A 23,422-nucleotide genomic window follows, 5' to 3' on the forward strand; every position below is an offset into this window, starting at 1 on the left:
TCTCACCGGGCTCGATGCGTCCTCTCCTCTTCCTCGCCGCCCTCGCCCTCGCCGGCTGCGACGCCCTCTCGCCGGACTCCGGCCCCACCTGGGCCGAGGCCGGCGCCGTGGCCGTGTTCGACTACGAGCCCGGCCCCGACTCGCTCCGCGCCTTCGTCTCCGACGGCACCTCGGGCGCGCACCGGACCGTCGAGGCCCGCGCTCGCGGCTTCGAGATGGCCGTCGTGGCCTCGGAGCGCTGGCGGCGGACCGACCGCCACGTCGTCTGGCGCAGCGCCGACGCGCCGGGCTTCACCTCGTTCGGGGCCGACGTCCCGTTCCCCCTCGACGACGAGGACATCGAGGTCGTCGAGGACGGCATCGCGGTCGTCGTTGACGTGGACTGCACCGGGGGCGGATGGGTCAGCGGCGGCTCGCGGGGCCGGTTGTCGTTCGTCCGCGCGCCGAACCGGCCGGGCACGCTCGAAGAGTTCGGCAACTGTCAGCGGAGCTACGACCTCGGGGGCGTCTCGTACCCGGCCACCGGGCCGGAGCCGGTGACGGTCCCGGCCGGCACGGTCTCGGCGATCCGCGTCGAGCGCCCGCTGTACGACGGCGGCACGACGGTCGAGTGGTGGAGCTGGGAGGCCGGGCTCGTCCGGCTCGACGTGCTCGCGGCCGACGGGACGCTGCGCGGGCGGTTCGTGCGGTCGGCCGGCGGCTGATCCGCCCGGGATTCGTCGGCGGTGACGGACCGGGGGCACGGGGCGGGGCTAGGTTTGCGTCCCCCCTCGACAGACCGCCCGTTGTCCTCCCCCGCCCGCCCGCTGCCGACCAGCGCGGACGCCCTGCCCGGCGTCCGCCTGCGCGACGGGTTCGCGCTGCGCCAAGGCCAGCGCGTGTTCCTGGAGCGGTGGGCCGACTTGCTGCGCGGGACCGAGCGGAACGCGCTCGGCGTGTTCGTCCCCGGCTACGGCAAGACGATCACCGCGCTCGCGAGCTACGCCGTCGCCCGGGCCTTGGGCGTGGCCGACCGGCTCGTCGTGTTCGTCCCGCGCGGCAACCTCCGCGACCAGTACGCCGACGCCGACGAGCTGGCCCAGGTGTTCCACTGGCTCGGCGCCCCGCCCGTCTCGTTCTGCGCGGCCGACTCGGACCGGGTGTTCCTCAAGAACCTCGACACCGAGGTCGTAGTCACGACCTACCAGTACGCCTCCGGCGAGCGCGGCAACCAGGCCCTCGTCGAGTACTGCAAGCGGCACCGGGCGCTGTTCGTGTTCGACGAGGTCCACCACCTGGCCGACGACGGGACGTGGGCCCAGGCCATCCAGCGGTTCCCCCACGCCGCCTCCGTCGCCCTCTCCGGCACGCCGATGCGCGGTGACAGCAAGTCGCTGTTCGGAGTGCCGGTCACCGTCGACGCCGAGGGGTTCGAGTACTACGACGCGCTCCACGAGGTCGGGATGCGCGAGGCCCACGCCGAGGGCGGCATCTTGAAGCGCGTCGACGCCCACGTGGTCGACTACGCCGTGCGGATGATCCGGACGGACACGGGCGAGGAGGTCGAGGTCTCGCTGGCGGCCTTGCGTGACGACCCCGAGGCGAGCCGCGACGTCGACGCCTACCTCGCGCGGCGGAAGCTCCGGTTCCACGAGGTGTACCTCGAGACGCTGCTCGGGCCGGCGTTCCAGCGGTTCGCGCAGAAGCGGGGGGCGCTGGCGCGCGCGATGGCGCGGTCGGGCAGCTTCTCGGGCTACCGCGACCACCAGATGCTGGTCATCGCGATGAGCAACGCGCACGCCGCGGCCATCCTGGCGTTCGTCCGCCGCCGCTACCCCGACGTCCGCTCGGCGCGGATCGGGCAGGACGTGGCCGCTGGCGAGCGGCTGGCGCTGCTGAACGCCTACCGCGAGGGCGAGATCGACGTGATGGTCCAGGTCGACATGATCGGCGAGGGGACCGACATCAAGCCGATCTCCGTCTTGGTGAAAGCCGACCTGGTCCGGGCCGTCGGCAAGACGATGCAGCAGGTGTTCCGGGGGATGCGCTACGTGCCCCAGTGGCCCGAGGCCGCGAACACGTGCGACCTCTACGCGGCCGAGGACTCAGGCGTGGCCGAGACGTTGCGCTGGATCGCGGCCGAGGAGAAGCTGGGGACCAAGAAGAGCAAGGGCGGGACCGGGACCGGCGAGGGGCCGACGTCCGAGCAGACGGAGGTGTCGGTGTGGGAGCTCAAGTCGGTCCGCCAGGGCGAGGCCAAGACGCTGTCGCTGGACCAGATGCCGGGCTACCGCTCGTCGGCCGACTTCCACCGCGAGACCGCCGCGCCGGCGCCCCGGCCGGTCGCCATCGACGTGGCCGCGCGCGAGCGTGCGCTCCGGCTGGCGTGCGCCGAGCTGGCGAAGGAGCTGAGCTACGCCGCCGGCGTGTCGGTCCGCCAGGTCCACGCGGCGTGGAAGCGGCAGGCGCGGGGCCAGGCCCAGGCTGCCGCGAGCGTCGTCGAGCTCGACAAGAAGCGGACGTGGCTCGAGCGGTCGCTCCGGGCGGGGAGGCTGCTGTAGGGGCGGGACTCACTTGGCCGGCAGGTGGACGCGGACGCGGACGCCGGCCTGGTACGAGAGCCCCCGGTCGCCCTCGATGGGCACGGCGGCCACCATCGGCTCGACGTAGGCCCGGCCGTCGACGGGGATCGCGCCGGCGAGGTAAAAGCCCGTGCCCGCCAGCCCGCCCGTCACGCGGAGCTCTTGGCCGTCGTCCGTGAGCCGGCCCGTGCCGAAGCCGAGGTGGAACACGGGCGCCGGCGCCCCGAAGTGTGGCGCGTCGAGGTAGCCGACCTGGAGGTAGTTCTTCCGGGGCCCCAACCGTAAGCCGACGGCGGGCAGGACCGGCGACGGGCCGTCGTCTCCCAAGATGGGGAGCACGCCGACCTGGGCGCCGAACGAGAAGCCCACGTCCTTCGCCTCGACTTGGACGTACGGATGGACGGCGCCGAACGCACCGCCCTCGTCCTCAGAGGAGGTCCGCCCGTCCTCGACCACGACGTCCTGCCGACCCGCGTAGACCCGCACGCCGACCTCGCGCGTCAGCTCCCGATCCGGATCGACCCAAATCCGGGCGACGCCGCCGCCGGCCGAGGCGTACTCGTAGAGCCGGGTGCTGCAAATGTCGAACTCCTCGTAGCGGCCGAGGTCGCCGTGGGCCTCGACGGCCCACAGGTCGAACGGCGCCCGCGACGAGTCGGACGACGCCGATGTCTGGAACCCGACGACGAGGGGGACGGCCCCGGCGACGGCCGCCGCGGTCCACCGGAGCTGCGGGACCGACGACCGCCGGACCACCACGACGGCGACCGCCGCCACGGCCGGCACGAGCCGGATCAGCAAGACCGCCGCCTCGGACGCCGTGAGCCACCCGCTCAGCCCCACCCTCGCCGCGAGCACGACCGCCAGCACGGCCACCAGCCGGACGGCCGACGGCTCGGCCCACTCGGGCACCACGCGCCCGCCACGCGCCCGACGCTCGGCGACGGCCACCGCCCCAAACGCGAGCGCGGCCAGCACCGCCATCCCGACCTGCACCGCCGTCAGCCCGGCCCAGACATCGACCTCGTTCGCGCGGACGAAGTCCTCGACGAACCGGAACGCGGCGTAGAGCCCGACCACGACGCCGCACAGGCTCCCCTCGGCCCGGAGCCGTCGCCCGATCCGGGGCAGCAGCGCCAGCACCACGAGCGCGAACGCGATGTCGTAGAACGGGATCGGGTGGACCGGCGCCGGCCCGTTCGCCCCCGCCTCGACGACGCCGTGGACGACGTGGAACCCGTGCGCGAACGAGCCGGCCGCGTACGTCATCCCCCACGGAAGGTCGGTCGGCGTGCCGAAGCAGCAGCCGGCGAGGAGGCACCCGACGCGGGCGACGGCCAATCCGACCAGGCCCGCCGCGGCCAGCGGGTCCAGCATCGACCGCCGCACACCGAGGGCTCGCCGCGCCCCCTCGGCCAGCAGCAGCGCCCCGACGACGGTCCCGGGGATCCGGCGGACGCCGGCCTCGGGGAGCACGCCCGTCTCCCACAGCGCCCGCAGCCCGTCGAGCCCGAGCGGGAGCAGCCGCGTCCCCACGACGCCGCCGAGCCCGGCCGCGGCCAGCACCACCAACCACGCGGCCGGCGGCCACCCCCGCCGGTACCCGACGACGACGGCGGTGACGTAGGCGGCCCCGAAGGCGAGGACGGTGAGCGGCCCGAACCACTCGGGATGAGCCCCGAAGGGCGTCGGCAGATCCACGGCGACAGCGGTGAGAAGCGCACAACCTAGCCGCCCGTCGCCCGGCCTCCGTGGGTGGATCGTACTACCTCTCTGCCCTACCGCCCGGCTGCTCGCGTGAGGACGACGGCCCCGGCGGGCGACCCGTCGACGACCGCCCGAACGACGTAGGCGCCGGGCGGGACGCCGGCCAGCGAGACGGGAAGCGCAGCGTCTCCCGCCCCCAGAACCGTCGGCGAGGACTTCCACACGACGCGGCCTGTCACGTCGATCACATCGAGGCGAACGGTGGCCTGTGTGCTCAGGGCCAGCCGGACGATGGCCCGTCCGAGTGTCGGGTTCGGCCACACCTCGAGATCGGAGTGGACGCTAGGGGCTGGCATCTCCGTTGCGGTCGCGAGGGTGCCGTACGTGAACGTGTTGACGACCGCGCCCTCCAGCTCCATTCGGGTCGTGTTCGATCGCCCGCCAGACCCTCTCAAATCGCTGAAGTAGTAGACGAGGCCCACGTCCACCGCGAACTGGCTGGGCGGACCAGCGCCCCATACCGTAGCGAACGCATAGGACTCCGGGCCGACTGTGACTTCCTGGGACAAAGGCGCGCGGCCGGCGATGCTCCTCAATTGGACGACCGCGTCGAAAGGAAACGCGAGAGGTCCCTCTCCCTCTTGCTCACCTATCGGCTCGTAGACGACCTCCGAGCCCCCAGAACGGAAACCGAACAGGGTCCGCCGGTCGCCGCTCCGGATCACGACAAGCGTGTCGGCCCCCTCGACCACCTGGCTCTCGACCCGGTACGACAGGGTGCTGTCGACGGTCGTGCATCCGCCGCCCTTGGTGGACCAGCCGGTGCAGCGGGTGCTGACGTACGAGTACGTCCACTCGTTGCCGACCTCCAGAGGGAGCAGGCGGTCGAGGCTCGTAGACTGCGCTAGCGCGGCGGGCGCTTGGAGCGCGACGGCGAGGGTAAGGAGTCGGAGCATGGGGGATGATGGAAATGCGGCGCGAGAGTACGACGCGCCGGGCCCCATTCCTATCCCGCCCCGAGTGCCCCGCCACGGGTCCCGGCTATCTTCGCGGCTTCGCCCACCCTGCCCGCATGGACCTCGTCTCGATTGGCCGCGGCTTGCTCGGCTTGGCCGGCATCCTCGCCCTCGCCCTCGTCTTCTCGTCCGACCGCCGCCGGATCAACTGGCGGACCGTCGGGGCCGGCGTCGCGCTCCAGTTGGTCTTTGCCGTGTTGTTCCTCAAGGGCGAGGCGCTGGCCGAGGTGTTCGCCCCGTTCGGGTGGCCGAAGGCGGCGTTCGCGGGCGTGGCTGGGCTCTTCGTGAAGTTCCTGGCGGCGGTCGAGGCCGGGTCGACGTTCGTGTTCGGGACGCTGGCGCTGTCGCCCGGCGCCGAGGGGTCGTTGGGGTTCTTCTTCTTCGCCTACGTGCTGCCGACCGTCATCGTGTTCGCGGCGCTCATGTCGATCCTGTACTATCTCGGGGTCATGCAGGTCATCGTCCGCGGCGTGGCCTACGTGGTCCGCCGGGCGCTGGGGACGAGCGGGCCCGAGTCGCTGTCGGTCAGCGCCAACATCTTCGTCGGCCAGACCGAGGCGCCGCTCGTCATCAAGCCCTACGTCAAAACGCTGACGCGGAGCGAGCTGATGGCCGTGATGACGGGCGGGATGGCGACCATCGCGGGCGGCGTGCTCGCGAGCTACGTCGCGTTTTTGGGCGAGCGCTACGCGGCCGTCGCCGGGATCGCCGTCGAGGCCGGCCAGCAGCTGTTCGCCGAGCAACTGTTGGGCGCGAGCGTGATGGCGGCCCCCGCCGCGCTCGTCCTGGCCAAGATCCTCGTCCCCGAGACCCGGCCCGTCCCCGACGTCGACGCCCGGATCGAGACGGACGCCGGTGAGGCCACCCAACCCGCGACCGCCAGCGACCTCGCGACCGAGGCGACCGTCGACGACCTGGTCGACGACGGGCCCAAAAACGTCATCGACGCCGCTGCCACGGGCGCCGCCGACGGGCTTCAACTCGCGCTCAACATTGGGGCCATGCTCATCGCGTTCTTGGCGCTCATCGCCATGCTCAACGGGATCGTCGACTGGGCGGCCGGCCTGTTCGGCTACACCATGACACTCGAGAGCATCCTGGGCGTCGTCCTCGCCCCGGTCGCCTGGCTCGTCGGCGTGCCGACGGCCGACATCACGACGTTCGGCGGCTTCCTGGGGACGAAGGTGATCGCCAACGAGTTCGTCGCCTACAGCCAGCTCGCCGACGCCATCGGGGCTGGGACGCTCGACCCCAAGACCATCGTCATGGCCACGTTCGCGCTGTGCGGGTTTGCCAACCTGTCGTCGATCGGCATCCAGATCGGCGGGATCGGCCCGTTGGCGCCGGAGCGGACGGGCGAGATCGCCAGCTTGGGCTTGCGTGCCGTCCTGGCCGGCACGCTCGCCAACCTCATGACGGCCACCATCGCGGGCGTCTTGCTGGGATGAGGGCATTCGTGGTCACTGGAGTCGCACCGCGGTCCGTCGGCGCCCGGCACACGAAGTTCTGGAAAGCGGCGGTTGCCCAGGCGTACGACGCCGCGCACGGCGGGGCCGAGGGTCTGCCGGGAGACCTCTACGCCGTCGTGGTGTACTTCCACCGACGGCCGACTCAACTGGACGCCGACAACCTCAGCAAGCCCGTCCTTGATGCCATCGAAGGAGCATGTTACGTGGACGACAAGCAGGTCAAGCTCCGTACCTCGGGCACTCTCCACCTTGGCGAGGCGTACGTCGAACTCGCCGAGATGGGCGTTCCGGATGCCTTGTTCGATGCCCTGCGACAGGCGACGGCGCAGGAGGACCACACGCTCTACGTTGAGGTTGGCCCACTCCATTTCTCGATGTACCAGCTAGGCCGAGAGATTCCCACCTGAGACCATGCTGATCGATAGAACCATTCTCAACGAGCACCTTCACCGAGCCGCCGTCGAGCAGTACGCTCGGGAATACGAGTCGCGCGGCTTCGAGATCGAGCGGGGAGCGACGGTCGGAGACCTGAGGGTAGACCTGCTCGCTCGCAAGGACGGCGAGGTCCACGCCTTCGAGTTCAGGGTCAACGACCCGAAGCAACGGGACCCGGGATTTGCGCAGCGGTGGGAAGAGCGAGTCAGGGGACAGCTCGGGGCCGGCAAGATCCATCTCGTCTACGTCCCCTACCCGTCGATTACGAAAGTCGACGCGCCCGAACTCGAGGAAGCGATTCCGCGCTGGGTCCAGGAGCGACACGCGGACGTGCTCGACGCGGTCGTTCCCGGACCAAAGCAGGTCTGGGTGAGACGCCTGGTCCTGGAGGCCCTGTCCGTCGACCACACCGTCCGAGTCGATGGCACCGCGGTCCTCGGCGTGGCGCCCCTCGTCGACGGCGCCCCTGCCATGAGAGACCAACGCGAGATCCCGGTCGACTTCTCGCTCGTCTCCGACGCGGACTTCTCGGCCCTCAAAGACGGGTCGACGTTCTCATTTACTGAGGAGACCGCAGCCGCGTAGCCGCTTGGGTTCGTACCCACAGCGCGGCGCCGAGCGCGAGCGCCAGCGCGACGCCCGCGAGCGCCGCCGTCAGCTGGCGGTCGGGGAGCGGGAAGCGGGCCGTGATGTGGTGGAGGCTCGTCAGCGCCGCCGCGAGCAGCAAGACCGCGACCGGCCCGCGTCGGCCGCCCCAATGGCGGTCGAGGAGGACGGCGACGGCCGGGTAGACGGCCCAGATCGCCGGCTGCATCAGCCGCTCCAGGTCGCCCCCGAAGAACGTGCTGGCCGTCGTGAGCGCGAACAGGACGACGAGGTGGAGATGGCTCCTCGCCCACCGAAGCGTCTCGCCGGGCCACACGACGAGCAGCGCGACGGCCGGCGCCCAGGCGTTGACGAGCAGCCGCGCCCACGTCGCCGGCGACAGCGCGGCGGTGCTGGCGGCGGCGAACGCCTCCGCGAGGCTCAGCCCGCCGACGTCGCGCAGCAGCAGCCGCGGCAACAGGAACAGGACGACGACCGGGAGGAGCGCGAGCGCCAGCCGGGGCCCGTCGGTCCGCAACCGCCCCCGCTCCCACGCCCACACGGCGGCGACGGGGACCATCAGGATCGCCGGCTCGCGCGCCAGCACGGTCGCGGCCAGGACGGCGCCCATCGCCGCGTACTGCCGTCTCCACAACAGCCACAACGCCGCGCCCAGCCCGAGCTGCGTCAGCAGGTCGCCGAGCTGGACCATGTTGAACACGTTGAACCCGAACAGGTACGGGTTCGCCGCCAGCAGCACGACCGCCAGCGCCGCGGCCTCAGCCCGGACGCCCCCGGCCCGGCAGACGGCGTACATCAGCGCCGCCAGCGCCAGCGCGCCCGCGACGGCCCACAGCGTGAACCCGAGCACGGCCGGGACCGGCAGCACCCCAGCCAGCCACGGGCCGAGCCAGCGGAACATGTAGGGCTGCGGCTGGCTCAGGTCGAGCCCCGGCGCGGCCTCCGCCATCGGGACGTAGTACTGGACGCCTGTGTCGGCGTAGGCCACCGTGTCCATCGCGCCGTAGAGCCACACGAGCACGGCCGTGGCGACGAGGGCGAGGACGAGCGGGCGGGACACGACGGGGGACGGGGGACGGGGGACGGGGGACGGGGGACGGGAAGGTGCCGCCGATGGGGGCCGTCCGCCACCGAAGAGCGGCGAAGCGTCGGCGGAACCTTTCTCGCGCCCCGAGGCATCCCTCCACCCCCTCCACCCCCTCCACCCCCTCCACCCCCTCCACCCCCTCCACCCCCTCCACCCCTGCTCCTCGCCGTCGACCTCGGGCTCCGCACCGGCTTCGCGCTCTACGGGCGCGACGGGCGACTCGTGTCCTACCGCTCGCAGAACCTCGGCTCGAAGTCCCGGCTCCGCCGGGCGGCGGGCGCGGTCCTGGCCGACCACCGGGAGGCCGAGCGCGTCGTGCTGGAGGGCGGAGGCGACCTCGCGGAGCTGTGGGTGCGGGCCGCCGAGCGGGCTGGGCGCCGTGCGCGCGTGATCGACGCCGGGGTCTGGCGACGCACCCTGCTCCTCCCCCGCGAGCGGCGGCACGGCACCGACGCCAAGGCCGCGGCCGACGGGCTCGCCCGGGCCGTCATCGAGTGGAGCGGGGCGCCGCGACCCAAGGGCCCACTCCGTCACGACGCGGCCGAGGCCATCGCCGTCGGCCTGTGGGGCGTCCTCGATGCCGGCTGGCTCGACGCCGTGCCCGAAGAGGTCGCCCGACGCTGATCAGTCGCCCTCGACGGCGACCCCCGATCCCCGGAGCGCGCCGACGGCCTCCGCCAGTTGCCCGGCCTTCACCAGCACCACGTCGGTGTCGTAGGTCGAGAGGGCGAAGATCGAGACGCCGGCCGCGGCGAGCGGGGCCAGCACGCCGGCGAGCACGCCGGTCAGCTCGAACGGGATGGGGCCGCGCAGGCGGAGCGCCCGCCACCCGACCTCGGCGCGGACGCCGTCCGGCACCGCCTCTTCTGCGCAGACGACCGACAGCTCGGCGTCGGTCCGCAGGGCGCCGGCCACGGCTCCCTCACCCATCCACGACGCCAGCGGCGCGCCGGGGTCGAGGCGGCACACGGCCAACCGGCCAGGGAGCACGTCAAGCGTCATGCGGCAAGGGACTGGGGACTGGGGACTGGGGACTGGGGACTGCAAAGATGTCCGCCGCCGGCGGAGACCGCCAACTCATCTCTGCCAGTTCCCATTTCCCCGTTCCTATTTCCCGCGAGCGAAGCGAGCCTCCCGCGAGCCTGTCACCCCCCGAAGTCGCTCGAGATGTGGACCCAGTTCGGGATCTCGACGCCCGCCGACCGGCCGGCCTCGGGGCGGACCCAGGCGTCGGTGAACGTGCTCCCGATGGCCCGCCGCATGAACACCTGGTCGAGCGCCGTCCCGGTCCCCTCGACGAGCCGGACGGCAACGGGCTGGTTGTCGGTGTCGACGTAGACCTGGACCTCGATCCGCCCGCGCGTGCCGGCCAGGCTGTCCGGGAGCGCGAGCGGCTCGGCTTGCGGCTGGTACCGCGAGGCGTTGTAGCGCTGGAAAAAGTCGGTCTTGATCCGGTTGACGAGCGCCTCGGCCTCGGTCCCGTAGTTGTCGCCGTTCGCGACGCCGGCCTGGATGTCGTCCAAGAACTCGGCGGCGAAGACCGAGTCGACCGTCTCGGGGTCGGTCCGGTAGATGTCCGTCATCTTCTCCTGGACCCAGCGGACGAACTCGGACTCGTCGCGGGCGACGCCCATCGCCTCCAACGTCGAGAGGTCGCGGAAGGCGGCCGTCGTGTCGGTGCCCGGGACGTACCATCGCGTCGGGGTCGCCGCGACCCAGCCCTCGGGCGGCGCCGCCGGTGGGCCCGGCTCGGAGCAGGCGGCGAAGGCGACGGCGGCGGTGAGCAGGAGGAGCGGGCGCATGGGCGGCGGGTCGGTGAGCGCGGAAGCTAAGAACGTACCTCTCCGCTCTTCCCCGAACAGCCCCTCCTCACAGGGCGACCGCACGTCACCCCTCGTCGATCCGAACGCGGACGCGCTGGCGGTCGAGAGCGACCACGCGGACGCGGCTGCCGGCGGCGACGAAGGCCCCCTCGGTCTCGACCTCGACCCGCTCGCCGCCGAGATCGGCCACGCCGCCCGGGCGGAGCGGCGTGACCGCGACGCCGGTCCGGCCGAGCAACCGGGACCGCGACTCCGTCTCGGCCGCGTCGGCGTCGGCGTCGCGGCGGAGGCTGTCCGACAGGACGAACCGGTCCCAGGCCCCGCTCTCGTAGAGCACGTAGGCCAGCCCGCCCGCCGTCAGGATCGTCGCCGCGAGTGTGCCGAGCCCGCCGGCCGTCCCGTACTCGGCGAACGCCACCACCACCCCGACGGCCGCCCCCAGCACGCCGATCACCCCGACCACGTTGAGCCCGGGCACGACCGTCACCTCGACGACCACGAGCGCCAGGCCGACCAGGATGAGCGCGACGGGGACCAGGATCTCCACTAGGCCACCTCCCGAACGACGACGACGGACCCGCGCGAGCGGACCACCTCGACCGACGCGCCGGGCGACACGAACGGGCCCTCCGACACGACGTCGACGCGGCGCCCGGCGATCTCGGCCGTGCCGGAGGGGCGGAGCCCGGTCAGCGCCCGCCCGGTCTGGCCCACCAGGTCGGCGGCGGTGTCGGCCGAGGTGTAGCCGGAGGCGGCCGAGAGCTCGGGCGCGAGCACGAGCCGGTTCAGCCGCTCGGACCGGGGCAGCAGCCGGCCCAGCGAGACCGTCAGCAGGATGAGCAGGACGAGGGCCGCCGCCAGCGTCGTCGTGGCCCGGGCGATCTCGCCGTCCGACGGGAAGTCGAACCCGACGTTCGGGACCAGGGCCACGAGCAGCGCGCCGAGCACGAGCACGATCCCGCCAATCCCGAACACGCCGAACCCGGGCGTCACGAACACCTCGACCAGCAGCAGCCCCACGCCGACGGCGAACAGGGCGATCTCCCAGCTCTCGACCAGGCCGAGCAGGTAGTGCGGCGCGAAGAACAGCGCGGCCCCGACGAGCGCGACGCCGCCCGCGAACCCGACGCCCGGCGTCTGGATCTCGAAGTAGAGCCCGCCCATCATCATCATCAACAGGAGCGACGCCAGCACGGGCGAGCCGAGGAACCGCAGGACCCGCTCGGCCCGCGTCGCCGCGTGGTTCTCCTGCGCGTTCTCGGCCGCGCCCAGCGCCTCCACGGCCGCGTCGACCGACGGCAGCACGGCGTCGGCGATGCCCAGGCGGAGGGCCTCGTCGGACGAGACGGTCAACAGCTCGCCCTCGGGGCTCACGCCGGGGACGTCGATGGTCTCGTCGACCATGGCCTCGGCGATCCGGGGGTCGCGGCCGGTCGCCTCGGCGGTCGCCCGCATGAGCCCGCGCGTGTAGCTCTGGATCTTCTCGGGCGCGTACTCGCCGGTCTGGTTGACGGCCGTCGCCGCGCCCATCGAGGCCCCGGGCACGAAGACGATCTTGTCGTTGGCGTAGGCGATGAGCGCGCCCGCCGAGGCCGCGTTCCGGTCGATCACGGCGACGGTCGGGACGGGCGACGACAGGATGGCCTTGCGGATCTGGTCGGCCGCGTCGAGCAGGCCGCCGAACGTGTCGATGTCGAACACGACGAGCGCCGCCGAGTCGGCCGCGGCGTCGTCGAGGGCGCGGTCGACGTAGGCCGCGAGCGCGTTGTCGATCATCCCGTCGATGGCGACCCGGTAGACGGGGCCGTCGCCGAGCGGGGCGTCGAGGGCGAGGGTCGAGGGCTGGGCCGCCGGGCCGATGGCGACGGCCGCCAGCACGAGGGCGAGGGCAGCGCGGAGGGCAGACATGGGACGATGCTTTGCGTGTCAAGCAGGTACGCCCCCGCTCGGGCCCGTGTTGCGTGGCCCCGCCCGCTCTCGACGCCCGCTCTCGACCCAGCAGGACCCCGCGCTCGGAGAGCGCTCCGCGCAGCGGCCCCGTCGATCTCGACCACGTTGCGTCCGATGGCGTGGCGGCTTCTGGGACCGAGGACCGGGGACGGAGGACCGCCGGAGAGGCCCGTCCTCGGTCTCCCGTCCCCGGTCTCCGACCGCGAGGCCTGCACCACACTGAGTGATCTACTGGCCCTACGGCTCGATCACGACCGGCGTGCCGACCTCGACGTAGCCCCACAGCTCGTCCATGTGGACGTTCCGCAACGCGACGCACCCGCGCGTCCAGGCCCGCTGGCGGCCCGAGCCGTGGCCGTGGATCTCGATGAGCCCGCCGAGCGCCGTGTTCATCGGCGGCTCGCGCCCCTCGCGGTCGGCCCGGGCGATGGCCTCGTACTGGGCCTGCGTGATGATCCCGTCCTGAACCCCGCGGAGCGCGTGGGCCGGGCCGGGGTAGCTCAGCACGAACGCCCGGTAGTAGCTCGACTCGCCGTTCCGGCGCGTCACGAAGAACGTGCCCTCGGGGATCCGGTAGTGGTCGAGCTCCTCCCGCGCCGACCGCCGGACCTTGTCCTCGGGGCTCACCGACACGTCGGACGGGAACGACCGGAGCAGTTCGGCGCCCCGGTACACGTAGGTCATCCGCTCGCCCTTGTCGACGCGGATCCAGACGTTCGACAGCGCCGACGCCCGGACGTAGCCGCGCGTCGGGCCGTACTGGACGAGCCGCCAGCCGGCGGCGAGCCCGTCGGCCGGCGGCCCGGCCTCGCCGAGCACGCGGACGCCGTCGCGCGTCTGCAACGTCGCCAGCAGCCGAGCCCCGTCGGCCGGCGACTCGCGCAAGGCGACGTTCCGCTGGGTGACGTAGTACGCCGGCGCGGCGTCGACGTCGACCGCGTCGGGCGCCGTCGGACGCGCGATGGCCGCGGTCTCCGAGGACGCCTGGGCGCCTACGGGCGCGGCGAGGGCGAGCAGGACGAGGGCCGCGAGACAGCGCGCCGCGAGCGAGATCGGGGACATGTCGGGGGGGACGGACGGACCCAAGGTATCGGCAACGGCGCGGAGATCCTCACAAACCGCCTGGGGAGACTCCCGAGTCGGATCGGGGCGTCTCGGAAACGGGGCGCCGCACCGCGTTAGTCCCCGGCGCCGTTGCGAGCGAGGCAGACCCGGTAGGCCTCCAGGACTCCGCCGAGCACCGGCGCGTCGGTCACGACGTCGGCCGCTGCGTGTGCGGCCTCGACGCCGTTGGCCGGGGCGAAGCCGAGCCCCGCCGCCGCAATCGCCGGCGCGTCCCCGTTCGTGTCGCCGATGAACGCGACTTCGTCGAGCCCGAGCCCGTCGGACTTGGCGAGCCAGCGCAGCGCCTGCACCTTGGTCAGCCCGCGAGGCACTACGTCGACCGAGTGGGGCGTGTGGTATGGGACGAGGTCGAGTCCGGCATCGGCCACGAACGCCTCGATCTCGGGCAGGAACGCCTCGCACTCGCCCACGACCGGGCTCACGATGCCGGCCTGCGACCGCTTGCCGTAGTCGAACGAGACCGTGGGGGAGCGCGGGACGACCTCGGCCAGCACGAACGTGCGGCACCGCGCGAGCGCCGCCTCCGTCGCCGGCGTCAGCGCCGGGTTCCAGGTGATCCGCGCCGCGCCGAGGTCGAACCGCCCGCCGCCGCTCTCGAACAGGGCCGGCGCCCGCAGCGCCAGCGCCTGCGCCATGGCCTCGACGTAGGCGTAGCTCCGCCCCGAGCAGATCCCGAGGCGCGGATAGCGCTCGTCCGTCTCCGCCCGCTCGGCCCACGCGCGAAGCTGGCGGAACCCGTCCAGGTCGAACGGGACGTAGGGCTCGCTGAGGCAGCCGTCGATGTCGGCGAGAAACAGGCGGATCACACGCCCCACGGGTTGAGCGCCAGCCACGAGACGAGGAGGGTCGTGTAGTCGTTGTAGATCAGCTCGTCGGGCCCGATCTGGACGTCGTCCAGCATCACCGGTAGGGCCGCCTGGAACGCTCCGTACCGCCGGATCATCGTCTTCGGGCCCGGCAGGATCACGTCGGAGACGAGGTGGTGGCTCAGCCAATCGCGCACGACCTGGATCGCGACCGCGGGGTCGTTCCGATGGCACCCGATGTCCTGGCCGCCGATGTCGGAGAGGTAGACCTGGTAGCGGAATGACTCGCTGTCCAGGACGAGACAGGCCTTCCGTCTGTGTCGGGCGGTCCCGAACCGGCGCGCTCCAAGAACGAGCCCCAGCTCGAGCGGCATGTTGAACTGCGGGAGCCCGGAGGCCACGTCAAGCTCGGTCCTCGAAATGTCGTGGATGCTCAGGCGGCTCGCGCCGATGATCGACTCGATCTTCGACAGCCGGACGGCCCCGCTGTCGCTCTGCTCTAAGGCCGACCGGGCCACGAGGCCGCAGTCGTGGATGGCGAAGACGAGGGCCCGGAAGAGCGGCTCGAAGTCCTCATCGAACGGGCAGTTGACGAAGACCTGGTCGTCGTAGCCACTCACGCGGGCCTCTACTTCTTGGTCGCCTTCCCGGACGTCTGCGAGCGCCCCCCCGAGGGCTTGCTGGCAGGGCTCGCGGAGGCCGCCGCCTTGTGGGCTCGCGCTCGGCTGATCGTGCCTACGCGGGCGGACGGTTTGATGGTGCGCCGAGTCTTGCTCATGGGAGTCCGCGTTGCGAGAGGGCGAGTATACGGGCGGGCGCCCGAGCCGGTTGCCGGCTACCGCTCGACCGTCATCAGGAGGCCCGACGGCTCGACCGTCGGCCGGTCGTCGCCGGGCGGGGAGAACACGCCGTCCGTCGCCGGGACGAACCACGCGCGGTCGCCCTGGCGGACGTAGAGCTCGAAGCCCACGCCCGCGAGGGTGCCCCCGTCGTCCTCGACGGACCAGCTCAGCGTCCGCGTCGGCGCGTCCCACCGGGTGCGCAACGTGGGGACGCCCTCGCCGTCGACCCAGTAGTCGAAGAGCGGGCCGAGGTCGCGGCCGGACGCGGCCTCCAGCGCTTGGCGGAAGTCGGCCGTCGAGAGCGGGCGGTCGGCGAAGTCGACCTGGATCTGGCGGAGCGCGCCGAAGAAGACGGCGTCGCCCAGCGTGAGGCGGAGGAGGTGGAAGACGGCGCCGCCCTTCTGGTAGACCGTCGGCGAGAGCACGTCGGCGGGGTCGTCGAGGGTCGCGGGGACGAGCCGCCGGGCGGCGTCCTGGGGCCCGATCTCGCGCGACATCAGCGTGCGGAAGCGGCGGCCGGCGTCCCACCCGTCGAGCCGTTGGTAGACCTCGGTCGTGAGGTAGGTCGCCGCGCCCTCGCTCAGCCACAAGTCGCGCCACGACGCCGGCACGACGGCGTTCCCCCACCACTGGTGGACGAGCTCGTGGACGTTGACCTCCTCGATGGGAGTCCGCCCCTCGGCGTCGGCGCCGTACAGGCTCGCGCGCAGGAACGGCGCGGCGGCGTTCTCCATGCCGGCGTAGTCCATCGGCACCTCGACCGTGGTGTAGCTGGCGTACGGGTACGGGCCGAGCATCGCGGCGAGCGCCTCCATCGCGGCCGGCGTCCGGCCGAGGCGCGCCGCGAGCCCGGCGTCGGCGGCCAGGAGCGCGTGGCGGATGGGGACGGGCCCGGCCTGCTCGGCGATGGTGAAGTCGCCCACGGCGAAGGCCCAGGTGTAGGCCGGCGCGGGCTCGTCGAGCACGAACCGGGCGTGTCGCTGCCCCCCCGCCAGCGAGTCACCGACCGCCCGCCCGCTGGCGACGACCTCGAACGCCTGGGGCACGACGACCGTCAGGTCGAGCCGCGCCGGATCCGACGGGTCGTGGACGGCGGGGAGCCAGCCGGCCGTCCGGTCCGGCCAGCCGTCGGTGTAGACGACCTGCTGGCCAGCGGCCTCATCCGCGTAGAGCCCGGCCGCGGGGACGCCCCGGTAGACGACCTCGACGCGGGACGAGTCGGCGCCGCCGTCGAGCGGGACCGAGAGCGCGTCGCCGTCGCGCCAGAACAAGACGGCCTCGCCGTCGACCCGCGCGGTGACCACGTCGAGCGCGTCGTCGAGGCCCAAGACGAGCGTCCGGAGCGTATCCGGGTGGGCCACGTCGAGCGTCGCCGTCGCTCCGATCTGGCGGGTCTCCGGGTTCAGGAGCACCTCGGCCCGGACCTCGCGGACGTCGACGCCGGGCTGCGGACCGGGCGCGTCGACGCTGTCGCGGTCGGCCGGGCCGCCGCAGCCGGCGAGGATCAGGACGGCGGCGACGGCGGATCGGGTCACGGACGGCTGGCCCACAGGACCCAGGCGATGAGGACGAGTTGGAGCGGGAGCCGCGCCAGCAGCAGCCAGCGCGGCGCGAGCCGCCGGAAGCGCTCGGACTCCCGGGCCATGTAGAGGTTCGCCGGGAAGACGGCCACCAGCAGCGCCGCCAGCCCCCACCCCGCCCACGGCCGTACCGCCGGCACCAACAGGCCGAGCCCGCCCAGGATCTCGGCCACGCCCGAGACCAGAACGAGCACGCGCGGCGCCGGCAGCGACGGCGGCACGATGGCCTCGAACAGCCGCGGCTTGATCCAGTGCAGCACGCCGGCCCCGACGAACGCCGCCGCCAACATGGCGATGGAAAGCGCTTGCGTGCCCTCTTCTGGAAACACGACCGCAACGCCGTCACAACCGGTCAGGGCCACCGCGCCGAGCGCCGGGAAGACAGGGGCGCAGTGCCTCATGTCAACCCATGTAGGTGTCGTGCGCTTGGCGGAGCAGGCTCGCCAAGACGTCCCGGTGGGCGCCGACGTCGCCTTTCGTGAGGCGGATCGGATACCTCCGGTAGCGGGTGTCGTACTCCCCGATCTCGAGCCCTGCTTCCTCGGCACGGGCCTCCGTCTCTTCTGAGCGCGGTAGCCGGAGCCGAGCGTCCATCCATTTCTTCTTCGGCTTGAACTCGACGAAGTTGAGCGCCCGCCCGTCTCGCGCCAGGCCGATGTAGAACTTGTTGTACTTCAGCGAAAGGCTGTCGTCGATCTCCTGCACCAAACCAAAAACCTGGTCCGCGATAGCGACCGTCTCCTTGGTCCCCCGGGCAAGCCAGTAGCTGCGGTCCGTCGCCTCGGCGACCTCCTCGTCCTCGTCGACGAGCCCGAGTGGGAGCACGTCCAGGACCGTCGTGAAGGTGAGCGCGATCCGGCTCTCGATCTGGAACGCATTAAGCTGGACCACGACGAGCGGAATCGTCCCGTTGAGCAAGCTGATCACGTTGAGGAAGCGGCTCGTCACGTTCTCCGCCACGAGCACAGCGGTGTGCTCGTACTGCGGGTAGCGCTTCCGCTCTACGTCCCAGTACTCGATGGTGCGGATGATGTGGCTCTCGTCCGTCGCGCCCAACTGCACCTCGACGGTATAGCGTGAGTTGTCGTCGGCGTGCTGGAGCAGGAGGTCGAGACGACCGGCCCGTGGCTGCGTCCGCTCCTTGTCTTTCAAGATGAGGTCGCCGAGCCCCAGGATGCCTGGGTCCTCAGCGATGCGCTCTTGGAGCCACTGCTCGTTGAACTCGGGGTGCGTACGGAGCGAGAGCGGCGTCGGCTTGACGTACTCGAGCCGGCTCATCCGTCGTCCCGGACGCTCATCCCGGACAGGCCCTCGACGAGCGCGTCCGAGATGCCCATCGCCGAGAAGCCGCCGTCGTGGAAGAGCGTCTGCATGGTCACCATCCGACTGTAGTCGCTGAGCAGCGTCACGCAGTAGTCGGCGCACGACGCGGCGTCGGCGTTGCCGAGCGGGGCCACCTTCTCGGCGAACTCGAACATGGCGTCGAACCCCGAGATGCCGCCGCCGGCCGTCGTCCGGGTCGGGCTCTGCGAGACCGCGTTGATCCGGATGCCGCGCCGGCCCAACCGGTACCCGAAGCTCCGCACGATGGACTCCAAGAGCGCCTTGGCGTCGCCCATCTCGGAGTACTCCGAGAAGACGCGCTGGGCCCCGATGTAGCTCATCGCCAAGACCGACCCGCCGTCGGCCAGCGCGTCGGTCGCGAGCCCAGCGCGAACCATCCGGTGGAGCGAGACGGCCGAGATGTCGAGCGTCTTGTGGTACCACTCGTACTTGAGCTCCTCGTAGGCCCGGCCCTTCCGCACGTTCATCCCCATCCCGATCGAGTGGACGACGAAGTCGAGCGGGCCGCCGAGCGCGTCGGTGGCCTGGGCGAACAGCCCCTCGAGCTCGTCGTCGGCCGTGGCGTCGGCGTAGACGACGGGGCTGTCGCCGGTGAGCCCGGCGAGCTCGTCGAGCCGGCCGAAGCGCTGGGCGACGGGCGCGTTCGTGAGCACGAACCGGGCGCCCTCGCGGTGGGCCGCCAGGGCGAGCGCCCAGGCGATGGAGTCGGGGTCAAGGGCGCCGGAGATGACGCCGGTCTTGCCGGCGAGGAGCCCGTTCGAGTCGGCCATCGGAGAGTCGGGAGAGGGGCCGCCAAGCTACGGACGCCCCCCGGGCCCGGACGACGGACCGGGGACGACGCCAGGGCTATCGCGTACTCAGCGCTCGACCCCCCTGCCGTGTCGTCCTGAGCTTGCGAAGGATCTCAGCTTGACGCCTCCGCCCTCCGGTCTCCTACGACTTGGAAGGTCGGCGTTGAGATCCCCCGCCTTGGCTGCGCCGTCGCTTCGCGGTCGCGGGGGCAGGCTCTTCGCAAGCTCAGGATGACGAGGTGGGAACGGGACTCGCGGGGACACTCGGTTCTGTGCCAGCGGAACCGCTCGCGCCCCACCGCTACGCCAGCAGCGTCTCGATGGCCGCCAGCATCTCGGCCTTCATCACCGGCTTCGAGAGGTAGGCGTCGAACCCGGCGTCGAGGCAGCGACGGCGGTCCTCGGGCGAGGCGTGGGCCGTGAGCGCCAGCGTCGGGAGCGTCGCCAGCCGGGGGTCGGCACGGATGTGGCGGATGAGGTCGAGCCCGGTCATGCCGCCCTGGTAGTTGAGGTCGAGGAGCGCCGCGTCGACGTCGCCGGCCGCCAACCGCTCGGCGGCGGCCTCGGCCGAGAACGCCGTGACCACCTCGTACCCCTGGCGGAGGTAGATCGAGAACAGCTTGCAGTTCTCCGGGTAGTCGTCGGCGACGAGCAGCGTCGGGCGGGCGGCGGGCATGAGGCGGACCGTGGGGGGCCCGAGGTATCGACGGCCCCCGGGCCCGCTGAAGCGGGGGGCGAAACCGCGGGCCTCGCCCAGGCTATCCCCCATTCGTGGCCCGCCGGTAGGCGGCCCCGAGCGGGGCCACGGCCCGGCCCAGCGCGTCGGCGACGCCGGGCGCAGCCGCCAGCACACCGCCCGTGGCGACGGGGTCGGCGCCGTCCCACAGGCCGGTCACCACGCCGCCCGCCGCCGCCTCCAGGACGACGCCCGCGGCCAGGTCCCACGGCGCCAGGCCCGCCTCGAAGAACCCGTCGAACCGGCCGGCCGCCGTCCACGCCAGGTCGACCGCGGCGGCCCCGTGCCGGCGCAGCCCGCGCGCCGACCGCATCACGGCTTGGGCCGCCGCGAGGTAGCCATCGAGATAGCGGTAGTCGCGGAACGGGAAGCCCGTCGCGACGAGCGCGTCGTCGAGCCGGTCCGTGGCCGAGACCGTCCCACGCTGGCCGTCGACCTCGAGGCCGGCCCCGCGCGCGGCCGAGAACAGCTCGCCCGACGACACGTCCAGCACGACCCCGACGGCGCCTACACCGTCGACGCGGAGCCCGATGGAGACGGCGTACGGGGGGACGCCGTGGGCAAAGTTGGTCGTCCCGTCGAGCGGGTCGACGATCCAGACGCGGCCCCGGTCGAGGTCCAGGTCGGCGTCGGCGCCCTCCTCCGCGAGGACCCTGTCGTCGGGGAACGCGGCGCCCAGCGCGTCGACCACGATCCGCTGCGAGCCCTCGTCGACGAACGTGACGAGGTCGTGGACCCCCTTCGAGCGGAGGTCGGCGGCGTCCAGCCCGCCGGCGTGGGGGCGGATAAAGTCGGCGGCGGCCCGGGCGGCGGACTCGGCGGCGCGGCGCTCGGCAGCGAAGGGCATCGGGGGGCGGAGGGCGGGCCGGTGCAACCCCACGCCGGGGGGCGGGTTCTGACGACGACCGCTCCCCCGACCGTGCGCCCGCTCCTCCTGCTCGTCTTGCTCGCCGGCTGCGCCGGACAGGACCCGGCCCCGATCTCGGGCGACCCCGAGGCCCTGCGCCTGCTCGACGCCGTCGACGCTCACGCTGTCGCCGACGCCTTCGACGACCTCGGACGGACGGCTTACACCGCGGACCTGGTCGTGACCGCGCTCGACGGCGACCGCGAGATCGGGACGGAGACCGTCACGCTCCGGCGGACGGCGGCCGGGACCGAGGTCGAGCGGTCTGGCACGGGCACGCTCGCCGTCGGCGCCGAGACGGCCCCGGCGCTCGCCGACCCCATCGCGCAAGCCCTCACCGACGACCCGCCCTACCTCGACCCCGTCGCTGGCCAGGCCTACCGACGGACGGTGCTCGGCGACACGACCATCGGCGGCGCCCGCTTCCGGCTGGTCGAGGCCGTGCTCACCGACGGCCGGAGCGAGCTCGGCGTGCGGCGGGTCTGGGCGGCCGTGTCGGAGGGGGGGCGCGTGGCGTCGGTCGAGGTCGAGCGGGCGGCGGACTCGGCCATCTACGACGAGGCGAGCCGCGTCCGCGTCGACCTGGCGCCCCACGCTGGAGGCTGGGTGCCGCGCCGGGTCGAGACCGACACCCGGACCGACGTCCCGCTCTCGGCGCCGGCCCACGTCCGCACCGCCTGGCGCGTCCGCCCTGCCGAGCGCGGGGGAGCCGTCGCCCGATGACGGCGCTCGGCACGCCCGCCCGGCACCTCGGCACGGTCGGGTCGACGATGGACGAGGCGGCGGCGTGGGCGAGACGGGGCGCCCCGCACGGGGCCGTCGTCGTGGCCGAGCGCCAGACCGGCGGGCGCGGGCGCCACGGCCGGGCGTGGACGGCGGCGCCCGGGCAGAGCCTGCTGTTCACCGTCGTCCTGCGCCCGTCGCTCGACGGCGAGCGCGTCGGGCTGATCCCGCTCGCGGCCGGGCTCGCCGTGGCCGAGACCGCCCAGGCGTTCGGCGCCGACGCCCGGATCAAGTGGCCCAACGACGTCCTGGCGGACGGGCGGAAGCTGGCCGGCGTCCTGGCCGAGACGACGTGGACGCGGGGCCGACCGTGCGTCCTGCTCGGCGTCGGGCTGAACGTCGCCCAGGACACGTTCCCGCCCGAACTGGAGCGCGTCGCCACGTCGCTCGCGCTGGCGACCGGCCAGCCCGTCGCGCGCCTGGCCCCGCTCCGCCCACTGCTCGACCGGCTGGCCGAGGCGCTCGCCCAGATCGAGGCCGACCCCGCCGCCCTGGTCGCCGCCGTCGAGGCCCGGCTGGACGGGGTGGGCGACCCGGTGGCCGTCCGCGACGTGGGCGGGCGCGTGGTGGCCGAGGGCCGAGTCCTCGGGCTCGCGCCGACGGGCGCGCTCCGCGTGGTGACAGAGGCGGGCGAGGTCGCCGTCGTGGCGGGCGACGTGACGCTGGCGCCATGACGCTCGTGACCGGCGCCACCGGCTTCGTGGGCTCCGCGCTCGTCCGCCAGTTGCTGGCCGAGGGCGCGGCCGTCCGCATCGTGCGCCGCGAGACGTCGGCGCTCGACCTGCTGGGCGACGCCGCCGACCGGGTCGAGCACGCCGTCGGCGACGTGACCGACGCGGACTCGGTGTACGCCGCGATGGAGGGCGCCGAGACCGTCTACCACGTCGCGGCGATGGTGGCGTTTGCGCCCCACGCCCGCGAGCGGATGCGGGCCGCGAACGTGGCGGGCACGGCCCACGTGGTCGACGCGGCGTTGGAGGCCGGCGTCGGGCGGCTCGTCCACACGTCGAGCATCGCGGCGCTGGGGCGGACGGTCCGGCCGGCGGCCGTGATCGACGAGGCGACCGTGTGGCGGCTGTCGCCCGCGAACACGGCCTACGCCGTCAGCAAACGCGACGCGGAGCGCGAGGTCCAGCGGGGCGTGGCCGAGGGGCTCGACGCCGTCATCGTCAACCCGGCCGTCGTGTTCGGGCCGGGCCGGTCGGGCGAGGGGACGGTCGCGCTGGCCGAGCGCGTCGCCGCCGGCCGCGTCCCGCTCGCGCCGCCCGGCAGCACGGCCGTGGTCGACGTCGAGGACGTGGCGACGGGGCTCCGCCTGGCGCACGCGCGCGGCGCGACGGGCGAGCGCTACGTGCTCGCGGCCGAGACGCTGTCGTGGGCCGAGGTCCTCGGCACGCTCGCCCGGGCGACCGGCGCCGAGCCGCCCCGCCGGACGGCGCCGCCGTGGCTCCTGACGGCGGCCGGCGCCCTGGCCGAGGTCGGCGCGGCCGTCACCCGGTCCGAGCCGGCGCTGACGCGGGCGACGGCGCAGAACGCCTCGGCCACCTATCGCTACGACGGGTCAAAGGCCACGCGCGACCTCGGCCTCTCGTACCGGCCGTTCTCAGAGACGGCTCGGCGGCTGGCGGCGTCGCTGGGGCGTGAGTGGTGAGGCGTGAGCGGTTTCGCGGGCTCAGCCCTGTCGGCGTCCCCAAAATTCCATCCCTCACCTTGTCATCCTGAGCGCCAGCGAAGGATCTGCTGGACGCCAGCGCCGAGTCGATCCGGGCTACCGAGGGGCGAGCGGACAGATCCTTCGCTCCGCTCAGGACGACAAGAGGAGTGTGGGGCGCTGGCGATCCAGCTCTCCGCTCG

The 23,422-nt window shown here is 73.0% G+C and carries 25 protein-coding genes; 9 read left to right on the plus strand and 16 right to left on the minus strand.

What is annotated here, in order from left to right; all coding sequences use genetic code 11:
• Positions 1-14 precede the first annotated feature (14 nt).
• The gene (locus ACOOHE_RS16650; protein ID WP_420455209.1) at positions 15-704 is read left to right on the plus strand and encodes a hypothetical protein; all 690 of its coding nucleotides are present in this window, start codon (positions 15-17) and stop codon (positions 702-704) included.
• Between the two features lie 81 nt (positions 705-785).
• Complete coding sequence (locus ACOOHE_RS16655) at positions 786-2,540, plus strand: DEAD/DEAH box helicase (RefSeq protein ID WP_420455210.1); 1,755 nt, start codon at positions 786-788, stop codon at positions 2,538-2,540.
• Between the two features lie 9 nt (positions 2,541-2,549).
• On the opposite strand, the gene ACOOHE_RS16660 is transcribed toward ACOOHE_RS16655, so the two are convergent.
• The gene (locus ACOOHE_RS16660) at positions 2,550-4,262 is read right to left on the minus strand and encodes a prolipoprotein diacylglyceryl transferase (RefSeq protein WP_420455211.1); all 1,713 of its coding nucleotides are present in this window, start codon (positions 4,260-4,262) and stop codon (positions 2,550-2,552) included.
• A gap of 77 nt (positions 4,263-4,339) precedes the next feature.
• Positions 4,340-5,224 (minus strand): T9SS type A sorting domain-containing protein, encoded by an 885-nt coding sequence (locus tag ACOOHE_RS16665; protein ID WP_420455212.1) that lies wholly within the window; start codon positions 5,222-5,224, stop codon positions 4,340-4,342.
• A 116-nt stretch (positions 5,225-5,340) separates the two neighbouring features.
• Between ACOOHE_RS16665 and ACOOHE_RS16670 the strand changes: the two genes are divergently transcribed.
• From ACOOHE_RS16670 to ACOOHE_RS16680, 3 genes are read left to right on the plus strand one after another with little or no spacing between them, the layout of a single operon-like run.
• Positions 5,341-6,732 carry a NupC/NupG family nucleoside CNT transporter gene (locus ACOOHE_RS16670; RefSeq protein ID WP_420455213.1) on the plus strand — a complete coding sequence of 464 codons (1,392 nt, stop codon included), beginning with the start codon at positions 5,341-5,343 and terminating at the stop codon, positions 6,730-6,732.
• Positions 6,729-7,160, plus strand: coding sequence for a RusA family crossover junction endodeoxyribonuclease (locus ACOOHE_RS16675; protein WP_420455214.1), 432 nt, complete (start codon positions 6,729-6,731; stop codon positions 7,158-7,160). Before ACOOHE_RS16670 ends, ACOOHE_RS16675 begins: the two co-directional genes overlap by 4 nt.
• A 4-nt stretch (positions 7,161-7,164) precedes the next feature.
• On the plus strand, positions 7,165-7,773 hold the full coding sequence (locus ACOOHE_RS16680) for a hypothetical protein (protein WP_420455215.1): 609 nt from the start codon (positions 7,165-7,167) through the stop codon (positions 7,771-7,773).
• Here ACOOHE_RS16680 and ACOOHE_RS16685 read toward each other — a convergent pair.
• Positions 7,748-8,854: a hypothetical protein gene (locus ACOOHE_RS16685; protein WP_420455216.1), complete on the minus strand. Its 1,107-nt coding sequence runs from the start codon at positions 8,852-8,854 to the stop codon at positions 7,748-7,750. The two genes, ACOOHE_RS16680 and ACOOHE_RS16685, sit on opposite strands and share 26 nt — an antisense overlap.
• A gap of 249 nt (positions 8,855-9,103) precedes the next feature.
• Here ACOOHE_RS16685 and ACOOHE_RS16690 point away from each other — a divergent pair, with 249 nt between their 5' ends.
• Positions 9,104-9,505 (plus strand): hypothetical protein, encoded by a 402-nt coding sequence (locus ACOOHE_RS16690; RefSeq protein ID WP_420455217.1) that lies wholly within the window; start codon positions 9,104-9,106, stop codon positions 9,503-9,505.
• On the opposite strand, the gene ACOOHE_RS16695 is transcribed toward ACOOHE_RS16690, so the two are convergent.
• From ACOOHE_RS16695 to ACOOHE_RS16755, 13 genes are all read right to left on the minus strand, one after another.
• Positions 9,506-9,883: an ACT domain-containing protein gene (locus ACOOHE_RS16695; protein WP_420455218.1), complete on the minus strand. Its 378-nt coding sequence runs from the start codon at positions 9,881-9,883 to the stop codon at positions 9,506-9,508.
• Positions 9,884-10,026: 143 nt separating this feature from the next.
• Positions 10,027-10,683: a hypothetical protein gene (locus ACOOHE_RS16700; protein ID WP_420455219.1), complete on the minus strand. Its 657-nt coding sequence runs from the start codon at positions 10,681-10,683 to the stop codon at positions 10,027-10,029.
• A gap of 85 nt (positions 10,684-10,768) precedes the next feature.
• Entirely contained in the window at positions 10,769-11,251 is a 483-nt protein-coding gene (locus ACOOHE_RS16705) for an NfeD family protein (protein ID WP_420455220.1), read from the minus strand.
• Entirely contained in the window at positions 11,251-12,612 is a 1,362-nt protein-coding gene (locus ACOOHE_RS16710; RefSeq protein WP_420455221.1) for an NfeD family protein, read from the minus strand. Before ACOOHE_RS16710 ends, ACOOHE_RS16705 begins: the two co-directional genes overlap by 1 nt.
• A 279-nt stretch (positions 12,613-12,891) precedes the next feature.
• On the minus strand, positions 12,892-13,716 hold the full coding sequence (locus ACOOHE_RS16715; protein ID WP_420455222.1) for a L,D-transpeptidase family protein: 825 nt from the start codon (positions 13,714-13,716) through the stop codon (positions 12,892-12,894).
• A gap of 116 nt (positions 13,717-13,832) precedes the next feature.
• Complete coding sequence (locus ACOOHE_RS16720) at positions 13,833-14,585, minus strand: HAD family hydrolase (RefSeq protein WP_420455223.1); 753 nt, start codon at positions 14,583-14,585, stop codon at positions 13,833-13,835.
• Entirely contained in the window at positions 14,582-15,205 is a 624-nt protein-coding gene (locus ACOOHE_RS16725; RefSeq protein ID WP_420455224.1) for a hypothetical protein, read from the minus strand. Before ACOOHE_RS16725 ends, ACOOHE_RS16720 begins: the two co-directional genes overlap by 4 nt.
• Positions 15,206-15,420: 215 nt before the next feature.
• A complete protein-coding gene (locus ACOOHE_RS16730) occupies positions 15,421-16,962 on the minus strand; it encodes a M1 family aminopeptidase (RefSeq protein ID WP_420455225.1) in 1,542 nt (513 codons plus the stop codon).
• Positions 16,959-17,408, minus strand: coding sequence for a DoxX family protein (locus ACOOHE_RS16735; protein ID WP_420455226.1), 450 nt, complete (start codon positions 17,406-17,408; stop codon positions 16,959-16,961). Before ACOOHE_RS16735 ends, ACOOHE_RS16730 begins: the two co-directional genes overlap by 4 nt.
• Position 17,409: 1 nt before the next feature.
• A complete protein-coding gene (locus tag ACOOHE_RS16740; RefSeq protein WP_420455227.1) occupies positions 17,410-18,285 on the minus strand; it encodes a hypothetical protein in 876 nt (291 codons plus the stop codon).
• On the minus strand, positions 18,282-19,121 hold the full coding sequence (locus ACOOHE_RS16745) for an enoyl-ACP reductase FabI (protein ID WP_420455228.1): 840 nt from the start codon (positions 19,119-19,121) through the stop codon (positions 18,282-18,284). The genes ACOOHE_RS16740 and ACOOHE_RS16745 overlap by 4 nt, the downstream gene beginning before the upstream one ends.
• A 322-nt stretch (positions 19,122-19,443) precedes the next feature.
• On the minus strand, positions 19,444-19,818 hold the full coding sequence (locus ACOOHE_RS16750; RefSeq protein WP_420455229.1) for a response regulator: 375 nt from the start codon (positions 19,816-19,818) through the stop codon (positions 19,444-19,446).
• An 82-nt stretch (positions 19,819-19,900) separates the two neighbouring features.
• Positions 19,901-20,725 (minus strand): inositol monophosphatase family protein, encoded by an 825-nt coding sequence (locus ACOOHE_RS16755; protein ID WP_420455230.1) that lies wholly within the window; start codon positions 20,723-20,725, stop codon positions 19,901-19,903.
• Positions 20,726-20,797: 72 nt separating this feature from the next.
• Here ACOOHE_RS16755 and ACOOHE_RS16760 point away from each other — a divergent pair, with 72 nt between their 5' ends.
• Genes ACOOHE_RS16760 through ACOOHE_RS16770 form a run of 3 tightly spaced genes read left to right on the plus strand, consistent with a single transcriptional unit; the run spans position 20,798 to position 23,219 of the window.
• A complete protein-coding gene (locus ACOOHE_RS16760) occupies positions 20,798-21,508 on the plus strand; it encodes a hypothetical protein (RefSeq protein ID WP_420455231.1) in 711 nt (236 codons plus the stop codon).
• Entirely contained in the window at positions 21,505-22,242 is a 738-nt protein-coding gene (locus tag ACOOHE_RS16765; RefSeq protein WP_420455232.1) for a biotin--[acetyl-CoA-carboxylase] ligase, read from the plus strand. Before ACOOHE_RS16760 ends, ACOOHE_RS16765 begins: the two co-directional genes overlap by 4 nt.
• Positions 22,239-23,219, plus strand: a complete 981-nt coding sequence (locus ACOOHE_RS16770; protein ID WP_420455233.1) for an SDR family NAD(P)-dependent oxidoreductase — start codon at positions 22,239-22,241, stop codon at positions 23,217-23,219. The genes ACOOHE_RS16765 and ACOOHE_RS16770 overlap by 4 nt, the downstream gene beginning before the upstream one ends.
• The last annotated feature ends 203 nt before the right edge of the window (positions 23,220-23,422 follow it).

The sequence above is a fragment of the Rubrivirga sp. genome (assembly GCF_965213695.1).
Lineage (GTDB): Bacteria > Bacteroidota > Rhodothermia > Rhodothermales > Rubricoccaceae > Rubrivirga.